The 18816-nt window shown below is 60.0% G+C and carries 17 protein-coding genes, 1 tRNA gene and 1 pseudogene; 8 read left to right on the plus strand and 11 right to left on the minus strand.

Translation table 11 applies throughout. The features are described 5' to 3' along the window. Position 1 precedes the first annotated feature (1 nt). Positions 2-5158: a DEAD/DEAH box helicase gene (locus ACFPWW_RS03985; protein ID WP_377310638.1), complete on the minus strand. Its 5157-nt coding sequence runs from the start codon at positions 5156-5158 to the stop codon at positions 2-4. Positions 5159-5327: 169 nt separating this feature from the next. Further along, positions 5328-5464, minus strand: a pseudogene (locus tag ACFPWW_RS03990) (IS3 family transposase); the annotation flags it as partial. Here ACFPWW_RS03990 and ACFPWW_RS03995 point away from each other — a divergent pair. Beyond that, entirely contained in the window at positions 5420-5746 is a 327-nt protein-coding gene (locus tag ACFPWW_RS03995) for a DUF6998 domain-containing protein (protein WP_377310529.1), read from the plus strand. The pseudogene ACFPWW_RS03990 and the gene ACFPWW_RS03995 overlap by 45 nt on opposite strands. A 468-nt stretch (positions 5747-6214) precedes the next feature. On the opposite strand, the gene ACFPWW_RS04000 is transcribed toward ACFPWW_RS03995, so the two are convergent. Beyond that, positions 6215-6290, minus strand: a tRNA-Ile gene (locus tag ACFPWW_RS04000). Between the two features lie 406 nt (positions 6291-6696). Here ACFPWW_RS04000 and ACFPWW_RS04005 point away from each other — a divergent pair. Continuing rightward, entirely contained in the window at positions 6697-7065 is a 369-nt protein-coding gene (locus ACFPWW_RS04005; protein ID WP_377310531.1) for a response regulator, read from the plus strand. 106 nt (positions 7066-7171) lie between these two features. Here ACFPWW_RS04005 and ACFPWW_RS04010 read toward each other — a convergent pair whose 3' ends face one another. From ACFPWW_RS04010 to ACFPWW_RS04020, 3 genes are all read right to left on the minus strand, one after another. Beyond that, positions 7172-7363, minus strand: a complete 192-nt coding sequence (locus tag ACFPWW_RS04010; RefSeq protein WP_112564623.1) for a hypothetical protein — start codon at positions 7361-7363, stop codon at positions 7172-7174. Beyond that, a complete protein-coding gene (locus ACFPWW_RS04015) occupies positions 7360-8025 on the minus strand; it encodes an acyl-homoserine-lactone synthase (protein WP_112564625.1) in 666 nt (221 codons plus the stop codon). The genes ACFPWW_RS04010 and ACFPWW_RS04015 overlap by 4 nt, the downstream gene beginning before the upstream one ends. Positions 8026-8281: 256 nt before the next feature. Beyond that, on the minus strand, positions 8282-9007 hold the full coding sequence (locus ACFPWW_RS04020) for a LuxR family transcriptional regulator (RefSeq protein WP_112564629.1): 726 nt from the start codon (positions 9005-9007) through the stop codon (positions 8282-8284). Positions 9008-9133: 126 nt separating this feature from the next. Here ACFPWW_RS04020 and ACFPWW_RS04025 point away from each other — a divergent pair, with 126 nt between their 5' ends. Further along, on the plus strand, positions 9134-9319 hold the full coding sequence (locus ACFPWW_RS04025) for a hypothetical protein (protein WP_007824145.1): 186 nt from the start codon (positions 9134-9136) through the stop codon (positions 9317-9319). 32 nt (positions 9320-9351) lie between these two features. Here ACFPWW_RS04025 and ACFPWW_RS04030 read toward each other — a convergent pair whose 3' ends face one another. Continuing rightward, a complete protein-coding gene (locus tag ACFPWW_RS04030) occupies positions 9352-10749 on the minus strand; it encodes a CehA/McbA family metallohydrolase (RefSeq protein ID WP_377310533.1) in 1398 nt (465 codons plus the stop codon). A 373-nt stretch (positions 10750-11122) separates the two neighbouring features. Here ACFPWW_RS04030 and ACFPWW_RS04035 point away from each other — a divergent pair, with 373 nt between their 5' ends. Then, positions 11123-13051 carry a DUF5054 domain-containing protein gene (locus ACFPWW_RS04035; protein WP_377310535.1) on the plus strand — a complete coding sequence of 643 codons (1929 nt, stop codon included), beginning with the start codon at positions 11123-11125 and terminating at the stop codon, positions 13049-13051. 9 nt (positions 13052-13060) lie between these two features. On the opposite strand, the gene ACFPWW_RS04040 is transcribed toward ACFPWW_RS04035, so the two are convergent. Beyond that, positions 13061-13309 carry a DUF2934 domain-containing protein gene (locus ACFPWW_RS04040; protein ID WP_377310537.1) on the minus strand — a complete coding sequence of 83 codons (249 nt, stop codon included), beginning with the start codon at positions 13307-13309 and terminating at the stop codon, positions 13061-13063. Positions 13310-13593: 284 nt separating this feature from the next. Next, a complete protein-coding gene (locus tag ACFPWW_RS04045) occupies positions 13594-13800 on the minus strand; it encodes a hypothetical protein (RefSeq protein WP_377310539.1) in 207 nt (68 codons plus the stop codon). A gap of 316 nt (positions 13801-14116) precedes the next feature. Here ACFPWW_RS04045 and ACFPWW_RS04050 point away from each other — a divergent pair, with 316 nt between their 5' ends. Next, positions 14117-14500: a hypothetical protein gene (locus ACFPWW_RS04050; RefSeq protein WP_112564635.1), complete on the plus strand. Its 384-nt coding sequence runs from the start codon at positions 14117-14119 to the stop codon at positions 14498-14500. A 93-nt stretch (positions 14501-14593) separates the two neighbouring features. Then, positions 14594-15001: a DUF4174 domain-containing protein gene (locus tag ACFPWW_RS04055; protein ID WP_112703988.1), complete on the plus strand. Its 408-nt coding sequence runs from the start codon at positions 14594-14596 to the stop codon at positions 14999-15001. An 11-nt stretch (positions 15002-15012) separates the two neighbouring features. Here the strand turns inward: ACFPWW_RS04055 and ACFPWW_RS04060 are convergent, their stop codons facing one another. Further along, positions 15013-16002 (minus strand): alpha/beta fold hydrolase, encoded by a 990-nt coding sequence (locus tag ACFPWW_RS04060; RefSeq protein ID WP_377310542.1) that lies wholly within the window; start codon positions 16000-16002, stop codon positions 15013-15015. 127 nt (positions 16003-16129) lie between these two features. Between ACFPWW_RS04060 and ACFPWW_RS04065 the strand changes: the two genes are divergently transcribed. Beyond that, on the plus strand, positions 16130-16714 hold the full coding sequence (locus ACFPWW_RS04065) for a TetR/AcrR family transcriptional regulator (RefSeq protein ID WP_377310543.1): 585 nt from the start codon (positions 16130-16132) through the stop codon (positions 16712-16714). A 12-nt stretch (positions 16715-16726) separates the two neighbouring features. Here the strand turns inward: ACFPWW_RS04065 and ACFPWW_RS04070 are convergent, their stop codons facing one another. Further along, positions 16727-17437 carry a GntR family transcriptional regulator gene (locus ACFPWW_RS04070; protein WP_112564641.1) on the minus strand — a complete coding sequence of 237 codons (711 nt, stop codon included), beginning with the start codon at positions 17435-17437 and terminating at the stop codon, positions 16727-16729. Between the two features lie 267 nt (positions 17438-17704). Between ACFPWW_RS04070 and ACFPWW_RS04075 the strand changes: the two genes are divergently transcribed. Further along, positions 17705-18793, plus strand: a complete 1089-nt coding sequence (locus ACFPWW_RS04075) for an ABC transporter ATP-binding protein (RefSeq protein ID WP_377310545.1) — start codon at positions 17705-17707, stop codon at positions 18791-18793. Positions 18794-18816 lie beyond the last annotated feature (23 nt).

Raw genomic sequence — 18816 nt, forward strand, 5'->3', positions numbered from 1 at the left:
CTTATCTCCCGAAGTACGATGCCAAACTGGCAGGCAGGTTTTCTGGTGGGACAGTTGGCACTTCAACCACGTCGTAGCCCATACGCCCCCCTGCAGCTCGCAGCTCTGTGGACGCCACCCCAGGCACTGCGATCAAGGTGAAGGTCGGCCAGACAAGATCGCAGACCTCACCGCCGATCTCCCGGCGTTCTGGTTTAGGTAATTGCCAATTTTGGATTGCCGCGAGCCAATCGCCCTGTGCTGGCATCGTCTCCGCCGGCATGGCGTCGTCCACGGAGGAGTGAGCCAATTCGCAAAGGAACGCGACAACCTCTTTATCGCGGCGGTCGATCAGTTCGTGGTCGGTTTGGTTATAGTATGAGAGCAAGCATCTATAGCACCCGGCGATACAGGCATTTTCCATCTGCTCGACGCCGGCGGTAGCCTCGTCGAACTTGTAATGCATGATCTCGAGTGCTTCGCGGGCGACCTTTGCAACCTTGTTTTTGTCTGCCACCAGCCGGTTTAGCACGCCTGCACCACCCTCCGTAGCTTCGTAAAGCAATATGACATTGCGATTGTCACGCGCGGGCAGCGGCTCACCAAGTAGCTCGCCTTCCTCCAACTCCGACGACACCTGGATGCCACGGACCAGCGCATGTTGCAGCGTCGCCATCTGTTCGCTCGTGAACGACGCATGAGGCCGAACAAGCAGAGCGTTCTTGTAGTCCTCCACAATTGGCACAATACGTTGCGCCCTTGCGGTTCCGATGTCTCCACCGTCGTCATTACCGTCATCGGCGTCGTCGGCGACCCACCGTCCGTTCGAAGGGTCGATCATAAAGCCAAGAATGGATTTTTCTTTCCGCCGCCTAAGACCCTTGTTGATGCGAGACAGCTTCGCTCTGTTCCCGAAATCAAGCATAGCAACTGGCTCGCCGTCAGCCCGCGCGACAGCTTGCCTGACGTCAAGATTGCCCTGCTCACCGGTCCACTCGAAAACAGTCTGAATATCAAATCCACGCCGCTGGCGATCCTCGTCGTTGGCGGTAATTCGAACAGATGGAGCAGTTTCCACATTGTCGATCCGATAGACTTCGTTGACACGTGTCGTTCCTGCCAGAGACGAAGCGCAAGCGTGACAACGCTCCATATTTGGATCGGAGTGTGATGCACCGCAGGCGTCGCATATCAACAAGGTGGAGGTCGCCAGTCGGCTGTCTTCGGCAATTCGTCCGGTGGACGACAGCTTCGCCTTGGTTACGCGAAATGCTCTACCTTCGTGGTAAATCAGGCTGTTCGGACCGAACTCTGCGATCGCGAGGAATCGAGGTCGCTGCAGCACCGACGATCGTTTCGTTCCAGGGATAAAGGCATAGAGAGGAAGCCTCGGGAAGTTATATCCGGGCAAGAAACCTTCGGTAGCAAGGTAGCGATAGGTGTAAAAGTCGGAGCTGGCCGAATTGTCTCCTCTTTCGAGAAGGTCAAGTTCTTCGGTTGCTCGATAGTATCGGCGGGCTGCCTCTTTCCGTTCACCTGGGCGGAAAGTGGATTTCTGTTGGATTTCGTTGCTCTCCGTCTGCTCACGCTTTGCGCCATTGTAGAGATCGCGCCATCGATCAAAGCTATGTGCGAAACGGTCGGCAGCGGCAGAATCGATCTCCTCGACGAAGCCATCGAGATCGTCAAGCCAGCGGGCCTCCGTCTTATCGACGACATTCATTGTGGCCTCGAGCAGACGCTTCATAATCGGCTTCGCATGCCCCTTGCTTCGGACTTCCAAGAACGCGTCCGTTATAGCCTTCTCGACCGGAAGGGCGGGCTCGTCCATGTCAAGATTGCCCGGGATGGCGGCATTGAGGGCAACTTTTGCTGCGGCTAGCCACTCAGCATGCATATGACTGCGTAAGAGATCGGCGTTTGCCAGGTCCAGTGCAGGCGGTTTCACAATTCCCGAAACCAAACCGGTTCTGTTTTCAAAGTAGTATTGATCGTGGGGGGATTGAGCGGCGCAGTAGGTCACTACAAGTGCCGCCTGTCCGCTTCTCCCCGCGCGGCCCGCACGCTGCGCGTAGTTGGCTGGCGTCGGCGGAGCATTCCGCATGTAGACGGTGTTCAATGCGCTGATGTCAACGCCGAGTTCCATTGTTGGCGAACAGAACAGCGCCGGCAAGAAGCTCGTCGGCTCTCCTTCAAGCCGCATGGCTTCTTTGTTTTCCTCGATCCTGCTTTGATCTCCCTTGCCATAGCGGAACCGGTCTTCACGCCACGCTCTGACCTTCTGATCCACTTGGGCGGTGTGTTCGCGCGCTTCGAACGAGTAGGGCATGTCACCGGCTTGACCCAACAACTCTGCAACGCGTTCATACGCTTCCCGAAAATACGGATTTGGACGTCGACCATCTGATCTGTTGGCGGATGGAAAAATGCGGACAGCGTTCGAGGCGAGCCGCCACGCTGGCTTGTCATACCCATGCGCCGAAACGCGCCGGACAAGCTGATGCGCCTCCGCAGCTCTCAACAAATCCTCGACCACGTTCTGATACTCATTTGTCGGCAGAGTATCGCCCCATATGTCCTTGTTCCGAATCGCTTTGCCCAGTTGGGTGCGCCATCCTCCACGGATAATGCTTATCTCGTCCCGAGCTCGGGTCTGGTCGCGTTCAGGCGGCTCCAACATGAAAATGGAGGCCGAACGCAGTTCGGGTTCTTCACTTTGGTCAATAAGCCACGGGTCACGTAGATGGCTCCGGGAATCTTGGGCAACTTGTAGAACTTTCGTTCGATCGAGTGCCTCCGTGGCGATCGCCAGCCCCTTTCGCATGTAGTCGAAAAGTACTGAATAAAGCGCCTTGCGTTTCTCGGGGCCTAGAGAAACCAGCCGAGCGCTCGAAACGAACTCCTCTTCGTCGACGACAAGCTCGTTCAATCCCAAGAATCGAACTTCAATGAGCCCGCTCTCCTCAAGGTTTGGATTTGTATACCGCCACCCCTTGCGGAGATCGGTCCAAACGCGGTGAGCGAGGACACTCGTGAGCGTCTCCTCCGCGGCTTGTCGAGGTGACATACCCTTCACTTTTGGATCAGCCATCCACTCCGACAAGCGGTTGGGAACTTCCAAATCAAAAGCCAGCGCCTTGCGAACTTCATCTCCAAACTTCGAATCCGAAAGACCCTTGGACGCGTTCTCCCTGGCCGCTCTCAGGATCGCGCCCCTCAAAAGCACTACGAAGATGAAATCATTAAAATGGCCGGCTTGCAGTGCAGCGTCCTGACGATTGTCGGTGAAACCCAGAAGCTTCCTGGTGTGTTCTTCGAGGCTCGGATCGTTCTCCATCAGCGCGAGCAATGTCGAAACGATCAGTGTGGTTGCTGAACTGCGTCCTTCACCGGAAAGTCCGGCAAGCTTGTTTATGTCGCGAGCTTGCGAGGCCGGCTGATGGCGGCAATGCGGACAGAAGCGATACTTGCCACGGAAGAACCAGGCCGGCACACCGTCTTCACCGAGACCGCCATCGGGCTTCACATGGAAGAGCACACCTTCGTGCTTCTTCCGATGTGAGCTTTTTAGTTGCAGACGATCCCCTGCCTTTGTGTCTAGCCAGTCTTCCGGATAATCTCCAGGTGCTCCAGCGAAGCTAAAATCCTCATTGACAGCCGGCACCAGGAATCCGGCCAAGGCTCCGTCCGTTCCTCCTTCATCGGTAATTGGTTCATCGATGGGACGTGCAAAGATTCGGCGACCATCCTCCGTGTCGGATACGGTAACACTATGGTGTTCCTGTCCGCATTCACGACAGAAATAGAGAGGATATAGCCGAGCGTTCTCATCCTCCGGGTGGAAGACTTGTGCGTCGAGAACGACGCGGCGTTGCCCCCTGGGCTCCAAAGTTGCAAACGCTTGGCCTGCGCCTGAAATAAACCGGTGCAACTTGAAGGCAAGAAAGGCACGGTCACTTTCACCGCCGCGGAGGTCTTCTCTACGCCCCATTATCTGAAGCATATTCACGATCGCGTGCGCACACTTCTTATTATCGATGCCTGTCTTTTCGGCAAGCTTAGTAGCGGCGTCGGAAAGGGTAATTGACCGCCGGCGTCGAAGCTTTTCTCCATCGTCCAGTCCGATCTCAAGCTCAATCCAGCATGCCAGTGGGTTGTTGTAGAGTTGAGCGTTCGAGAGAGTGTCCGGCAACGCCTCCACGGCTTTTCGAAGATTTTCGCCGAGCGTCGATATCTTTATCGATGGGTCGGTCGCTCGCTCTAAATGCTCATCGATAATCGATGTGGATTTGACGGGCTGACCGAACAGTTTGCTGCCAACCTCGGCAACGGCCTTCGCTCGGTCCTCTTCTACCTCTGCGCTAGACATGGTCGCAGAAGTGCCGATGCAAAGGAGGGGCCGATCAGCGCACAGGCGATCCTTGACCCGCCGCACCAACATCGCCACGTCGGCCCCCTGTCGGCCGCGGTACGTATGCAATTCGTCGAGGACGAGAAACTCAAGTCCAACCGCATTCTCAATTACCGCTCGATCGAGTTCATCCTGCCGTGTCATAAGCAGTTCGAGCATCATAAAGTTGGTCAGGAGTATATCCGGCTTGATCGCGGCAATCGCAGTACGTTCGGCTTCCGTCTCCTGACCCGTGTAACGCTTGTAGATGGGCTTTAACTCGTCATTCAAACCGGATTCGGCGACGAATTTATCCAGTTCTTCGAGCTGAGAGTTCGCCAAAGCATTCATTGGATAAATGATGATTGCGCGGGTTTTTCTAGCCTGCCCCGCGCGGCGTGCGCGGATAATACTATCCAGGATGGGTAAGAAGAAGCAAAGCGACTTTCCGGAACCTGTCCCGGTAGTGACGATAAAACTCTCTTTCTCCGCGGCCTTCATAATCGACCGCTCTTGATGCCGGTGAAGGGTGATTGGTGTTCGGTGTGGTCCAACCGAAAAGACCTTAGCTGTCGCCTGGTCCAAGACACCGGCGTTGGATAACTCCTCTACTGATCGGCCTTGCTCGAATCTCGGATTGATCGTGATGAGCGGTTCCGGCCAGAAACGGCCGGACTCGTATTCGCCATCAATCTGACGCTTCAACTCCGGAGCGCGAATTTCAGAAAATGAACGCGCGAATGACGAATAGCGATCAATAAGTTCCCTATCGAGGTTGAATATGTCCATCAGATTTTCTGCCAGCGATTCTCGTCCCAATACCTCAAAATGCAACGCCCTATAGGCAACTGCAACGGGAAATCTCAGTGGTAACTGGATCAGCAACGCACTCGCTATGCCGCAATGCGAGAGCCACAGCTGAACCGCGGCGGGTTTGCCGGAGGCCGTTTGGTTTACGTTATGCAGCCATGGCTGGTTCGTCCAGCATGGCGTAATACTGCTCCTCGGCTTCCGCTGGCGGGATGTTGCCCAGGGCTCAAGACGCCGTTGATGGTTGAACCAGTCCACCCATTCCAGGGTGGCGAATTCAACTGCGCCCTCGCCGATGGATGGCGGAATCTGCGTGTCAGGCAGCGACGGCCTCACCGAGGATATCGCTACCGACCTTTCGCGTTTTCGGCAGATGCAGGTGATCTCACGCTCGACGGGAACCTGATCGGCGACATCAGCGAAGCTGTGGCTGTCGAACTGTTCGGATTGGCGCTCTCCACGCGAAACGGAACAGGCATCGATGGTGGTCATGCACCTAACTGCCGAACCGTTCAGGTGCGACAGGGATCGGACTTGGCCCACGACGAACTGGTCGACGCGGCTTGACGGAACCGACAGGTTGATCCGACGTTGGGTTTTTCCAAGTTCAGGAGTAGAATTGCGCTTGTGCGAGGCGGCCGAGTGGCATGGCCGGAGACTTTGATTTTTCCGACAACCCTCCGCGCGAATCGTTCTGGCCGCCGGTAGGCGGCACCACGGGTTTCCCGACGAGGGTGGCTTTGCCGCCCAAACCGCCGCCCAGTTTCCGGAGCTTGCCGTCGGGACCTCGCACCGTCTCCGCCAACATCGGGCGTCCTCGGCTGGCTCGAACCACCGGCCAAGCGGCTTTTAACCGCTTGGCTGATCAGTTGGCCGCAAACCGCTTGGCTGCGCCCAGCTCGTCGACTCTGTAACATCTTGAAAATTTTGTCTTTTCTGACATACTGAAGATAGTCGGAGGGTCGACGCAAGACTTCGATCCGACGCCCAGAAACGCCGGCGACACGGGCAGGCACGGCGAAATCTCTGGAAAAGTGGTGGGCCCGGAGGGACTCGAACCCCCAACCAAGCGGTTATGAGCCGCCGGCTCTAACCATTGAGCTACAGGCCCGGCACGTATCGTGCGGTAAGCCGGGGCAATGGCACCCGCGGCTTTTGTCCGCTTAACGCAAATCCGGGGCAGTCACAAGCCATGAGCGCAAGCATCTGTGGACGATGGATATTTCCGCTTTGCCCTCTGGAACCTTCGCGCGCCGGCTACATTTATCGCAGTCAGATCACAGCATGTCGCGCAAAAGTGCGGAGCGGTTTTGCGATAACGACATGCGAAAACAGGAACCTCATGTCGCGCAAAAGTGCGGAGCGGTTTTGCGATAACGACATGCGAAACAGGAACCTCATGTCGCGCAAAAGTGTGGAGCGGTTTTGCGGACGAGATGGGAGAACGAGAGGCTGAAGCGTTGCACGCGGATCGAGGGATTACGGCGCGCTTTCGGGCTGAAGAGGGCAATCGCAGAATGGTGGCTTCCCAGGGTGCCGTGGTGCTCATCGTCGAGGATGAGCCGCTGATCAGGTTCAATATTCTGGACGTGCTCGAAGACGTGGGGCATGTGGCGCTCGAGGCCGGGAACGCGGATGAGGCGATGGTGCTGCTGAAAGCGCGCAACGATGTCGATATTCTCTTCACCGACGTCAACATGGCCGGTTCGATGGACGGCATACAACTCGCCAAGCGGGTGCGGGCAATGCGGCCGAATATCGGCATCATCATTACGTCCGGCCTGGTGCGGCTCGATCCCATGTCGCTGCCGGCCAATACGGCTTTCCTGCCGAAACCCTATCAGCACGAGGCCCTGATTTCGACGATCGCTTCGATGACGCGCTAGCCGCTGTTGCCGCTCTCGATCTCCGGGGGAGTGCCGGAGATCGAGAGGCGCGGCCAGGGCTGAAGGGGAGGTCTGCTTCAAGCCCGGCCGCTGCCCCGGGGAGCCGTCAATTGTAGCTGCTCTTCAGCAGGTCGTTTTCCTGATGCGCCTTCTTTTCGTAGATCGTGAAAAGAGCCATCGAGAGGAGATAGGAGAGGAAGGGGTCTCCCATCTGCGTGGCGATATCGCGGGATGCGAGGATATGCCGTTCCAACGCACCGATGTCTTTTTGTACGGCGGTTTCGTTTAAGCGGTTCATGCTGCCATCTCCAGAAATTGGGTCACGACGGAACGCGTCGGGACGTAGCGGGTATAGAGGGGAGTATCGATGCCGAGGGATGCGCGCATCTTGGTGAGAACGCGCTCGGAAACTTCGAAGGCGCCGCAGCAAACGGGATATTTGCCATAACCGTCGGCGCGGCCGAGTTCCTCGACTTCGGCGCCGGCGCGCTTGTAGACGCGCTTAAGATGGGGTTCGTAATTGGAAATCATGGTGTGGATGCCGTGATCGAGGGCGCATTCGCAGAGCGCGAGCAGCAGCATGGAGAAGGCGCGGCCGGCATCGATGTCGGGGAAATCGGCTGATATCGCTTCTTCGTCGATGCACATGCGGGTGCCTTCCCAGATGCCGGGGGCGACGAGATTGGCCGCCTGCGGGAAGGTTGCGCGGAAGACGTCGTAGAGGAGGGTCGGTCCGGTCGTCGGCATCAGGCGCATGCCGCCATAGAGGCGCGTGCGGGTTTCGTTGCACCAGACGAGATAGGCCGGGCAGAGCGAGTCGTAGCTGTCACGCTCGAAGGGGCCGATTACCGGAACGTTCCAGCCAAGAGTGTCCGCAAAGACTTTCTTGCGCAGGCGGAACATCTGGTCGAGTATGAAAGCGTATTTCTGATACTCATGTGCCTGAATGATAACGAACATTTTGCCCTCCAGCGTGTTTGGTTCGTGAGGGCAGAATGGTTCAGGAAGGCGGGGCCGGAAATTCCCTCATATGGGCGCCCACAGATGATCCCCCGCATATGAGGGGGTCGCCCGGAGGCCTTTCCGGGCCGCCGGCAGAACGCTTCGATCCGTCGAGGAAGCGAGCGGAAGCGCGGCGCGATCCTTCCGGTCCGCCCGCGGCACTTCAGGTCTTGTCGGCGCAAGACGGACGGCTGCCGGTCCTTGCGCTGCAGGCTCAGGGATTGATGATGCGCAGCTGCACGGCCCGCGAGGCGGCTGCGGAAATGGTGGCGCAGCCGAGTTTGAAGCGGGCGGTTTTCAGGTAGTCGCGGGTCGTATGTTCGGAAATCCCGAGAATGACGGCAATGTCCTTGTAGTCCTTGCCGAGTGCCGTCCAGTGCAGGCATTCGATTTCGCGCGGGGAAAGCGCCGGCACCGGGTCGTTCTCGCCATGCAGTTCGTAGATGGCCTTGCGGTGGACGAGATGGGCGATTTCGATCCACTCGTTGCGATAGGTCTTGACCATGGTGGTCCAGTCGTCGAGCGGAATGCGGGCATTGATCGACAGCAGCGCGCGGCGCTGCGCCTTGTCGGCGACGGGGATCGAATAGCCGTTGCCGCCGATCCCGTGCTTCTGGGCGTCGACCAGCATGGCATAGGCTTCCGGTGTCGGCTCCACCTCGCTCCAGTCGAAGGGCAGCTGGCGCTCGAAGCCCTGCTTGACGATCGGATCGACCTTCACATAGCTGTTGAGCAGGTAGCGCGAGACCCAGGCATCGGGATAGGTGGTGCGCACGAAGGGGGAATCGATCCTTGCGGCGATGGTCTGCGCGAGGTGATAGGTGACGTAGTCGACGGCATACTCCGCCTGGAAAATGCGGATGGAAGCATCGACATTGGCCGCAGCCTTGATCTGTTCGAAAACAGGTTCGAACTTTTGCGAATAACTGATTTCCGTCATCGTGCCGCCTGCCTCAAACCGTTCAATCCTACCGCGAGGAATGTCAAAAATACAAGGCATCCCCACATATGCGGGGAATGACTTTTTCAGACCCGTCTGTTAGCGCCTTTTTCGGGGAGGCTCCAGATGGACAGCAAGAGAACGTTCGATATCGCCGAATGCCATCAGGCAGCCAAGGGGCTGAGATCGAGCTGGCAGGATATGGCCGGCTCCGAAGCGCTGATCCGCGCGCTCGTCGCCGAGCGCAACGGCGATACGTTGCTTGCCTTGTTCTGGACCGAGGTTCACCGGACGCTCTGCGAAGAAAAATAGCCGCTCCTTTACCCTAACATCAGCCGGGAAATTCATTCGATATAGACGGGATTGGCGAGCGCGCGCCGGATCGGCTGCTGCGCCAGTTCGATACCGCGCAGCTGCCAGGAAAGCGGCCTGCCGGAGATCGCAGCGTTGAAATCGTCAAGCAGTCTTTCGCGCGCGGCTTCGGCAATGATTTCCGCGCGCAGGAAGGTTTGGGGCCGTCCCGAAAAGCTGCCCTGCCATTCCTGCGCCTCGATCGTTGCCTCGGCGACAATGCCTGACGCGTCGAGCCAGACCATGCGATCGCCCCTTGCGCCGCGGATCTCGGCCGTCGCCGAGACCGGCCCGGAAACGGTCGCGCCCATCGGGAGGCCGTTGACTGTCAGCGACAGATGCGGGCCGTCGGGGCTTTCGGTAACGCAGCCGCGGCCGGCCTTCATGGCGGCAAGGACCGCCGCTTCCGAAAGCTCCTCCAGCCACAGCACGGTCGTCGGTCGCGCCAGCGCGAGCGGTCCCTCGGGCATCAGGCGGGCGGGCTGGTGGAAATCGCTGCCGCCGATCGCCGAAAGGCGCCGGCCGGTTGCGAGGCGCTCCTGGTAACGGGCGAGGGCGACCCAGTTCCAGGCCATCCAGCTCGATTGCCAGACTTCCATGCAATCGGCCTCGGGAAGCTCATAGTCCCAGGGAATGGTCGGTTTGTCGTGGTTGATCGACAGCAGGCCGCCACGCTCGTGCACGAGCCTTGCCAGCGTGTGGGCGTGTTCGGGCCGCGTCATGCGAAAGTCGATCCAGTCGTCGATGCCGTAGACATTGGCGTGACCATTCGCCGTCGTCACCTCCATGGCGCGGATAAAGACGAGGTTGGGCGAGGAGGCCGGATGAAAATAGCGGCGCTGGCTGATCGTATTGTGATCGGCCACGGCGAGGAAATCGAGACCGGCCTGTCTTGCTGCTTCGTGGAGCAGTTCGGGCGCGCCCGCCGCATCCGAATGGAAGGTGTGACAGTGAAGGTCGCCGCGATACCAGCCGGCGCCCTTGCGCACCGGCAGGGTGCGGACCGGCTGCGGCCGCAGCTCGCGCGGGCTTGCGTCGTAACGGAGCGTCAGGGCGATATCGGCGCCCGACGGCGGCACCTTGTAGAGGCCGAGCATGATGCGCCAGCGTCCGGCCGGGATTTCGCCGTGAATATAGCCCGGCGTCGCGTCGTCGGTGGCGACGAAGAAGCTGTCGCGGGCGCCGCCGCTCCAGCCGCGAAAACCCTGGGATGATGGGTAGCCGGTGGCACGGGGATCGAGAATGCCGAGATCGATGATGCAATCCTCGGCCTTTTCGTAGGCCATCGTCACGTCGAGGCGGGTGGTGCCGGCCGGAATATCGAAGGGCACGTAGAAATAAGGATCGCTCGCCCGGTCGGCAGGTGTGACGTGGACAGTGAGTTCGCTCATCGAGTGGGCCATCGCCAGAGGTTCGGATACGTCGTGTAAAGCAGCAAGATGACAGGCATATCGCGAACCTATTGCGCCGACCATCCAGGCGGAATGGCGTATGAACACGTCTTCATTTTCGGCCGTCAATTAATGAGCGTCTCATGATTCAGGCAAGGCATGCGAGAGCGAGAGAGACAAAATATTCAGCATATTCCGATATCTCGCTGAATTATGCTTGACGGATCGTTACCATGAAGCGCAAAGGTGCCTGTGGAAACGATTACACAGCCGCGGTTGTATCATATCGGGAAGGATGGCCGGTCCGGCGTTGGATGCCCAGCGTCCTGCCTTGAGCGCGGGGCTGCGGCGGCAACGGCCCAATGGAATGGAAATGACCGAAAAGCGCGTGCATCTGGTCTTCAAGACCCATCTCGACATCGGCTTTACGGACCATGCCGAAAAAGTCCGCCGTCAATATCACGAACGCTTCATCCCGCAGGCGATCGAGACCGGCGCGCATTTTTATGCCGAGAACCCGAAAGAGCCGAAATTCATCTGGACGACGGGCGCCTGGCTGATCTGGGATCACCTCAATTCGCGCTCGCCTGCCGAGGTCGCCGCACTTGAGCAGGCAATCGAACGCGGGCTCATCCGCTGGCACGGGCTGCCCTTCACCACTCACACAGAGCTGATGTCACCGGACCTGTTCCGTGCAGGCCTTTCCTATTCGCAGGAGCTTGACCGCCGTTTCGGCAAGCGGACGATCGCGGCGAAGATGACCGACGTTCCGGGCCACACGCTCGGCATGGTGCCGTTGCTGGCGGAGGCCGGCATCCGCTTCCTGCATCTCGGCGTCAATACCGCGTCGCCGCCGCCCGACGTGCCCGACGTTTTTCGCTGGCGTGCGCCCGATGGGGCGGAAGTGGTCGTCATGTACCAGCGCTCCTACGGCGAGACCTATTTTCCGGAAGGCTTCGACGACGGGCTGAGCTTTGCCCATACGCAGGACAATATCGGCCCGCAGAGCGTGCCGCAGACGGCCGAAGCCTATCGCGACATGCGCCGCAGCGAGCCGGATGCGGTCATCCGCGCGGCCACGCTGGAGGATTATGGCGCGCTCCTTTGGGATGGGCGGGAGCGTTTTCCGGTGCTGGAGCTGGAACTCGGCGACAGCTGGATCCATGGCAGCGCCGCCGATCCCATGAAGACGGCGAAGTTTCTTGCCCTGCAGCGGCTCTATGACCGGTTTGCGGGCGAGGGGCTTACGGCGCGGCGGCTCGCCTTCGGCCGTGGGCTCGCCATGGTGGCCGAGCACACTTGCGGCGTCGATATCAAGTCCTACCTGCGCGATGACAAGGCCTGGGCCAGGGCCGATTTCGAGGCGGCCCGCAAGGCGGACTACCGGTTTGCCTATACCGAGGCGTCATGGGACGAGCAGCGCGGTTATATCGACCAGGCGGTCGGCGAACTCGATGCGGCCGACCAGAAACAGGCGCAGGCCGTCCTTGCCGAATTGTTTGCGCCCGCGACTGTCACCGGCGGGGGACGTGAGGCGCACCTGGCGGCCGGCGGCTGGTCGATCGAGCTGGACGAGGCGACCGGCGACGTAAAGGGGCTGACCTCGCCGGAAGGGCGGCGGATATGCGGGCGCGATGGCGCACTGATCGCCTATCGCTACGAGAGCTACGACGCTGCCGACGTCAACAGGCATATGGACACCTACCTGACGCATCGGCAGGAATGGGCGGTGCTCGATCATGACAAGCCGGGCCTTGGCCGATCGGGTGCGGCGCTGTCGAAAATCTTCGTGCCCCGCCTCGAAAGCGCGGGCGAGGGCGCACTTCTGCTTTCCATGCCAGCCGAAGCCACCGAGCGCTTTGGTGCGCCACGGCAGCTTGTCATGACGTTTTCTGCCGAAGGCGACATGCTGCAATTGCGGCTTTCGCTGCGCGACAAAGCCGCCAACCGCATGCCGGAGGCGAGTTTCCTGTCCTTCAAGCCTGAGCGCGCCGGCGACTGGGCGTTCAGGAAAGTGGGCCTGTGGCACCCGTGCGGACATTATGCGCGGTCCGGCGGCGCGCAGCTTCAGGCCGTCGCGGCCGTCCGCGGCATGATCGAAGACGCCGGGACGCTCGATATCGTGCCTCTGGATACGCCGCTGGTCGCGCCGCAAAGCTGGGATTTCATGGCCTTCTGCAAAGACCTGCCGGATTTTGAAGAGGGGGTCCGCTTCAACCTGCACAACAACAAGTGGGGAACCAATTTCCCGATGTGGTGGGAGGGCGAATTGTCCGCCCGTTTCCGGCTCCGCCTGGGTTAGGCGGCCTGCTCATACCGCTCGCGGAAGCTTGTGGTTTTGGCTGATCCGGACCGCAGGCTTGCGCGGTTGTGCAATTTTCGGGCGGAATTTTATGAGGACCTCGTTGCCGTCTGCCGAGGCGCGCGTGCGCTCCAGCCGGTCGCGCTCGGCCGTTGCCTGATGCCAATGCTCGGCGTCGCGGCCCTGCGGCCTGCCTTCCGCTTCCCAAATTGCGTAGGCGCGCTTGCATATCCACTCGTGCCGGGAGGTGTCGCTCATGGTTGCGTCCTTCTTGAGCCGCTCTTTGGCCGCCACCGAAACCACACGACCGGCCCTCCGCCGAAGGCGGTACCTCAAGCTCGTCTTGTGGATGGTTCCGGCAATGTGCCGGCATTTCGATGGGGCGGGCATGGCGTTCTGCCATGCTCACGGTAAGAACGATTTCACCTGAGATGTGTTCCCGGCATGGTCCGTGAAATTTTGCCCGAAGCGAGGGCCGGCAGTCCGGGCGCGAGCGCGCATTGGCGGCTTCGTGCCGTTTGCGGATTCTGACCCTGCCATCGCTACTCGCGGATGTGGTCCGGCAGTACCGGCGGGCGGCGCTTGGCGGCCATCAACAGGTCAAGCTCGACCGATGATGGTCCGAAGCGGGTAAAGAGGCTTTCTGCCTGTTCGTTTTTCAAGCCATATTTGGCGGCGAATTCGTGAAGGCTGTACGGGCGGCCACGCAGGGGCCGGCTCCGTCGTTCGGGTTGACGAATTTGCGTCATATTGATCTCCCCAGGCTCGATTGCTGAGGGGAAACCGGTCAGGCCGTTAAAAGTTCCGAAGGCCGGTTTCAGGGCGGTTTTGCCGCCGGAATGGCCGCTTGCCTCTCTTCCTGCGCGAAAAAATGCCCTGGACTATTCATGAATTTCAATCGGTTAGATATTCCGGCCGGTCGGGCGGGCAGAAATGGCTTTATCACGCCTGTGTTACTCTATAAAATGAATCGTGTATCCGGTCCGAAGGAGGAGCCGAGCGTTGTTCCGCGTCGATCCGGACCGGATCCGAGGAAGCTGGCTAAATCCATCAGAGGAGACAGACATGATGAATGCACTGCCGCCACTTCACAACGGACATGCCCCGTTTACCCTGCAACAGCTGTTCCGCGAGGCGCTTTACGCCTACGAGGAATGGGACAGCGAACTGACGGAGCCAATTGTCACCCATGAAGGCAGGGTCATTCCGATCAGCTTCGTTTTCGAAGCGATGCGCGAATGCACCGATATCGTCCCGGCCAATATCGTCGGCGCCGTCACCGAACGGCTGACCAAACCCTGGGAAGGCGAGGGACCGCTGGACCAGATGACGTTCTCCACGGCGGCGCGCGTCATGCGCGTTCTGGTGCGCAAGCGCCTTCTCGCCAATGGTACGCCTGATATAGCAGCCCTTTCGACGCGCGCATCCGAAGCCGAGCCGCGCGAATAGGCATTCGGGATCGCGGCGCTCGCCGCGATCCTCTCCCTTTGGGAACCCTGCTCATTTCCAGCCGTTGAAACAGGCAAAGAAGGAATGAGCACCATGTTGAGATCCATCCTGCAGGAAATCATGGGAACAGGCGGTCGCGAGGCGCATCTGCCGCGATCGCTGGAACAGTTCCTCGGTGAAAAGAACGTGCTGATCGTCTTTGCCGATGCCGAAGACAACAGGCCGATCGTTCAGGACGAATTGCTGCGCCGCTCGCAGATGCGGCTTATCGAAGACGATATCGAAGTTTTCACGATCGCCGGCGGCGGCGCCTTCTCGCTGTTCGAGGATGGGCGCGACCTCGACGCAGACGATGTGCGCGAGGAGCTTCAGGGACCGCGCGACGGCGAATTCGGGCTGGTGCTGATCGGTATCGACGGCAAGGTGAAGCTGCGCTCCAGCGAGCCGATGAGCGTGGAGGATATCAGCCGCGCCGCCGATATCCCTTCGCCCAATCATTGATCCCGCGGGGCTTATAATACCCGGCCCAGGAATTCGTGCGTGCGACCGGCTATCTCTTCGCTCCTGTCGGCCAGGGCGCAATGGCCGCTGTCGGTCAGATGGATCTCGGCGCCCGGCAGCACCTCGCGATATCGCTGCTGGTTCTCACCCGTAAACAGGATATCGTTCCTGCCGCTGACGACCAGCGTCGGCGGCTTCTGTGCAAGCAGGTAGTCCTGGGCGCTCTTCAAGGTCGGGCCGTTGGTGCGGATGTTGTAGAGCAGGTCGAGCGAAATGTCTGCGGCACCCGGACGCTGCAGCGAGGAATAGTCTGCCTGCCATTCGCCCGGATCGACAAGGGACGGATCGCGGACACCGGTGAGGTAGAGATCGCGAACCACATCAAGGGTGAGATAATGTTCCGCCGCCTTCCGGCGGCTTTCGGCCGTGCCGTCCTTCCAATAGGGCACGAGCGGGCCGAACCACGGGCTTTCGCTGAGGAAGAGCGGATTGTTCTGCGCGATCAGCGCCTTCATCCGGTGCGGCGTTTTCAGCATCACGCGGTAGCCGACAAGGCCTCCGAAATCCGTCGCATACAAGGCGAATTGCCTGATGCCGACCTTGTCGACGAATTTGCCGATCACTTCGCCGAGAGCGTCGAACGTATAGGGGGCGCGGGAGCGATCGGGCGTCTGGCTGTTGCCGAAGCCGGGATAATCGGGCGCGAAGACGTGATAGTTCACGGACAGGTCGCGGATGAGATCGCGAAACATCGCCGACGATGACGGCCAGCCGTGCAGCAGAAGCACGACCGGCGCGCCGGGGGCGCCGGCTTCACGGTAGAAGACGGAAAGCCCGTCGATATCCACGGTGCGGTAGCGGGTCGGGAAAGCCGAGTTTCCGGCGGGAGGCGATCTTGTGTCCGGGGTGGCGGTCTTGGCCGCTGCCGATGTTGCGCCGGATATGGCCATGGCTGCGGGGGCGGCGAGAAAACTCGTTGTAAAGAAACGACGCGTGAGCATGATGGGATAACCCTGCTAAGGTGGAACAGATGAATTATTTCAAGCATCTCGGGCCGATCCTCTCTATCTTGGAACGATCGGTCCATCATAGTTGGAACGATCGTTCCAGGATGTCAAGCGGCGGAAGATGAGCGGCAAGCAGCAATATGATGACGAGTCCGTGATCGCGGCGGCAATCGCGGTGTTCTGGCGCAACGGCTATGCGTCGTCGGCCATCAGCGACCTTACGGAGGCGACGGGCCTGTCGCGCTCAAGTCTCTATCAGCGGTTCCGTGACAAGGACGGCCTGTTCCAGGAGGCGCTTGTCGCGTACACGGAGCAAATCGTGGCGGTGATGCGTTCGGTCAAGGGAGAAACGGCCCGCGGGCGCCTGGAGGCGTTGCTGCGGGAATTCCGGCCCGACCCGTCTTCCCGGCCGCCGGGTTGTCTGATCGCGCGAAGCTGCGTCGAGATATCGGCGCTTTCGGTCGAAGGCCGCAGGCTTGCCCTGGAAGGGGCGGAGCGGCAGCGCGGGGTTCTCGAATCCATGTTCCGCGAGGCCCAATCAGCGGGCCAATTGCCCGCTGATACCGATGTCGCTGCCCTTGCCTGGCATTATCTGGGCGCGCTTTATGCCGTGCTGAACTTGCCGCAGGCGGGCATAGGCCCCGAAATGCTCGACCGCATGATCGAGATCGCGATGTCGCACTGGCCCGGTTCCAGCCGCGGCTAGAGGCGGCATTGCCTAGAGCTCGAAGGCTTCCTTGAGGCCGAGGCTCTTGCGTTCGCGCAGGTCGAGATCGGCCTCGATATGGGCGATGTGGTGGAGCATCAGATGACAGGCGCGGTCGAGTTCCCGGCTTTCGATCGCCTCGATAATGTCCCCGTGTTCGGCATGGCCGCAGCTCGAAACGGTCGATTGCCCATAGAGCGCGATTACCAGAGACGAGCGGGCGACCAGTTCTTCCATGAAGCGCTGCATGATCGCGTTGCCGGATATGGCTGCGAGCGTCAGGTGGAAATCGCCCGAAGCCTTGATCTCGGCCCGTCTTGCCGTCTGGCCGCGCTCGCCCATCAGCCGGCCTTCTTCCAGAAGCAGCTGTTTCAGATGCTGGATATCCGAGGGCGTGATGCGGGCGGCCGCTTCGCGCAGGATGCCGGGCTCGACCAGCCGGCGGGCGGCGAAGATCTGCCGGGCCTCGTCCGGAGAGGGATAGGCGACGAAAGCGCCGCGATTCTTTTCGACGCTGACGAGGCCTTCATAGGAGAGCGCCTGCAAGGCGGCGCGGGCGAGCGTGCGGCTGACGTTGAAGAGATTGCCGACATCGCTCTCCGACAGTTTCGTGCCGGGCGACAGGCGCCGCTCCACGATCGCATCCCTGATCGCATCGCGGATCTGCGGGGCGCCCGTTTCCTGGGAATCGTCTTGGCTCAAGCCGCTGGCGGCGGATTTCATGAAATCGGTTTCCTTGATGTCGTCAGACCATAACCGTCTTCGTCTCAAAAGTTAAATGGATTTTGTGCGCATAATTCATGCATGATTGTATACGATTTTCTGCACGAATTGAGCACAAAAGCTCATTTTGTGTGCAGTGCGAAAGCGGCGCCGGAATTCGCCGATTCCGACTATGTCACGAAAAATTCATATTTTGTAAGGGTTTGGGACGCACGCCGCAAACTGGCATGGCAGATGCATCGTCTCTCCCGAACAGGGGAAGACACGATGTCGAAAGCGGCAGAGATCGATATAGCATCCGTTTCCAAGGTCTATGGCGCCACGACGGCGGTTCATGCCATCAGCCTGAAAATCCCGGCCGGCTCCTATTGCTGCTTCCTCGGGCCATCCGGCTGCGGCAAGACCTCGACGCTGCGCATGATCGCCGGTCACGAGAGCATTTCGTCGGGCGATATCCGGCTTGGCAATGTCGTCGTTACCGATTTCCCGCCGGCCAGGCGCGGCACGGCGATGATGTTCCAGTCCTATGCGCTGTTTCCGCATCTCGACCTCGTCGACAATGTCGCCTTCAGCCTGAAGATGAAGGGTATCGACAGGGACGAGCGCCGCGCCAAGGCGCTCGAGATGCTGAAGCTGATGCAGATGGAGGCCTATGCCAGCCGCCGGCCGGCGCAGCTTTCCGGCGGCCAGCAGCAGCGCGTGGCGCTGGCGCGCGCGCTGATTACCGATCCGGAGGCGTTGCTGCTCGACGAACCGCTTTCCGCACTCGACCCCTTCCTGAAGATCCGCATGCGCGCCGAACTGAAGAAGCTGCAGAAGACGCTCGGCATCACCTTCGTGCATGTGACGCACAGCCAGGAAGAGGCGATGGCGCTCGCCGATCTCATCGTCATCATGAATGACGGCAGGATCGAGCAGGCGGCTTCCCCGCGGCAGGTCTTCGAGAAGCCGGCGACGGCCTTCGTCGCCCGCTTCATGGGCGACCACAATGTGCTCTCCGGCCGCGTCAGCTCCAGCGGGGACGGCATTCTCACGCTCGCAGCCCCCGAAGGGCAGAGCTTTTCGGTGCGCGGGACGGGCAGGGAGGTCGGCGAGGCCATCGATATCGGCATCCGCACCGACCGGGTGCGCCTGACGGCCGCCGACGACAGGACGCTCGGCTTCTCCGGCATCGTTTCCAACATCGAATATCGCGGCTCCTCGGTGAAGATCACCGTTCTGGGCGCCGGCAGCGACGACTTCACCGTCATCGCGAGCGACAGCGATTACTTCGCAAAGCCGGTCTCGGTCGGCGATGCGGTGTCTCTGAGTTGGGCTCTGGAGGATGCCGTCCTCCTTGGCCGCATGTCCGCATAACCTTCAATATCAAGAAAAGGGGA

The organism is Rhizobium sp. GCM10022189, assembly GCF_042656325.1.
Classification (GTDB): domain Bacteria; phylum Pseudomonadota; class Alphaproteobacteria; order Rhizobiales; family Rhizobiaceae; genus Rhizobium.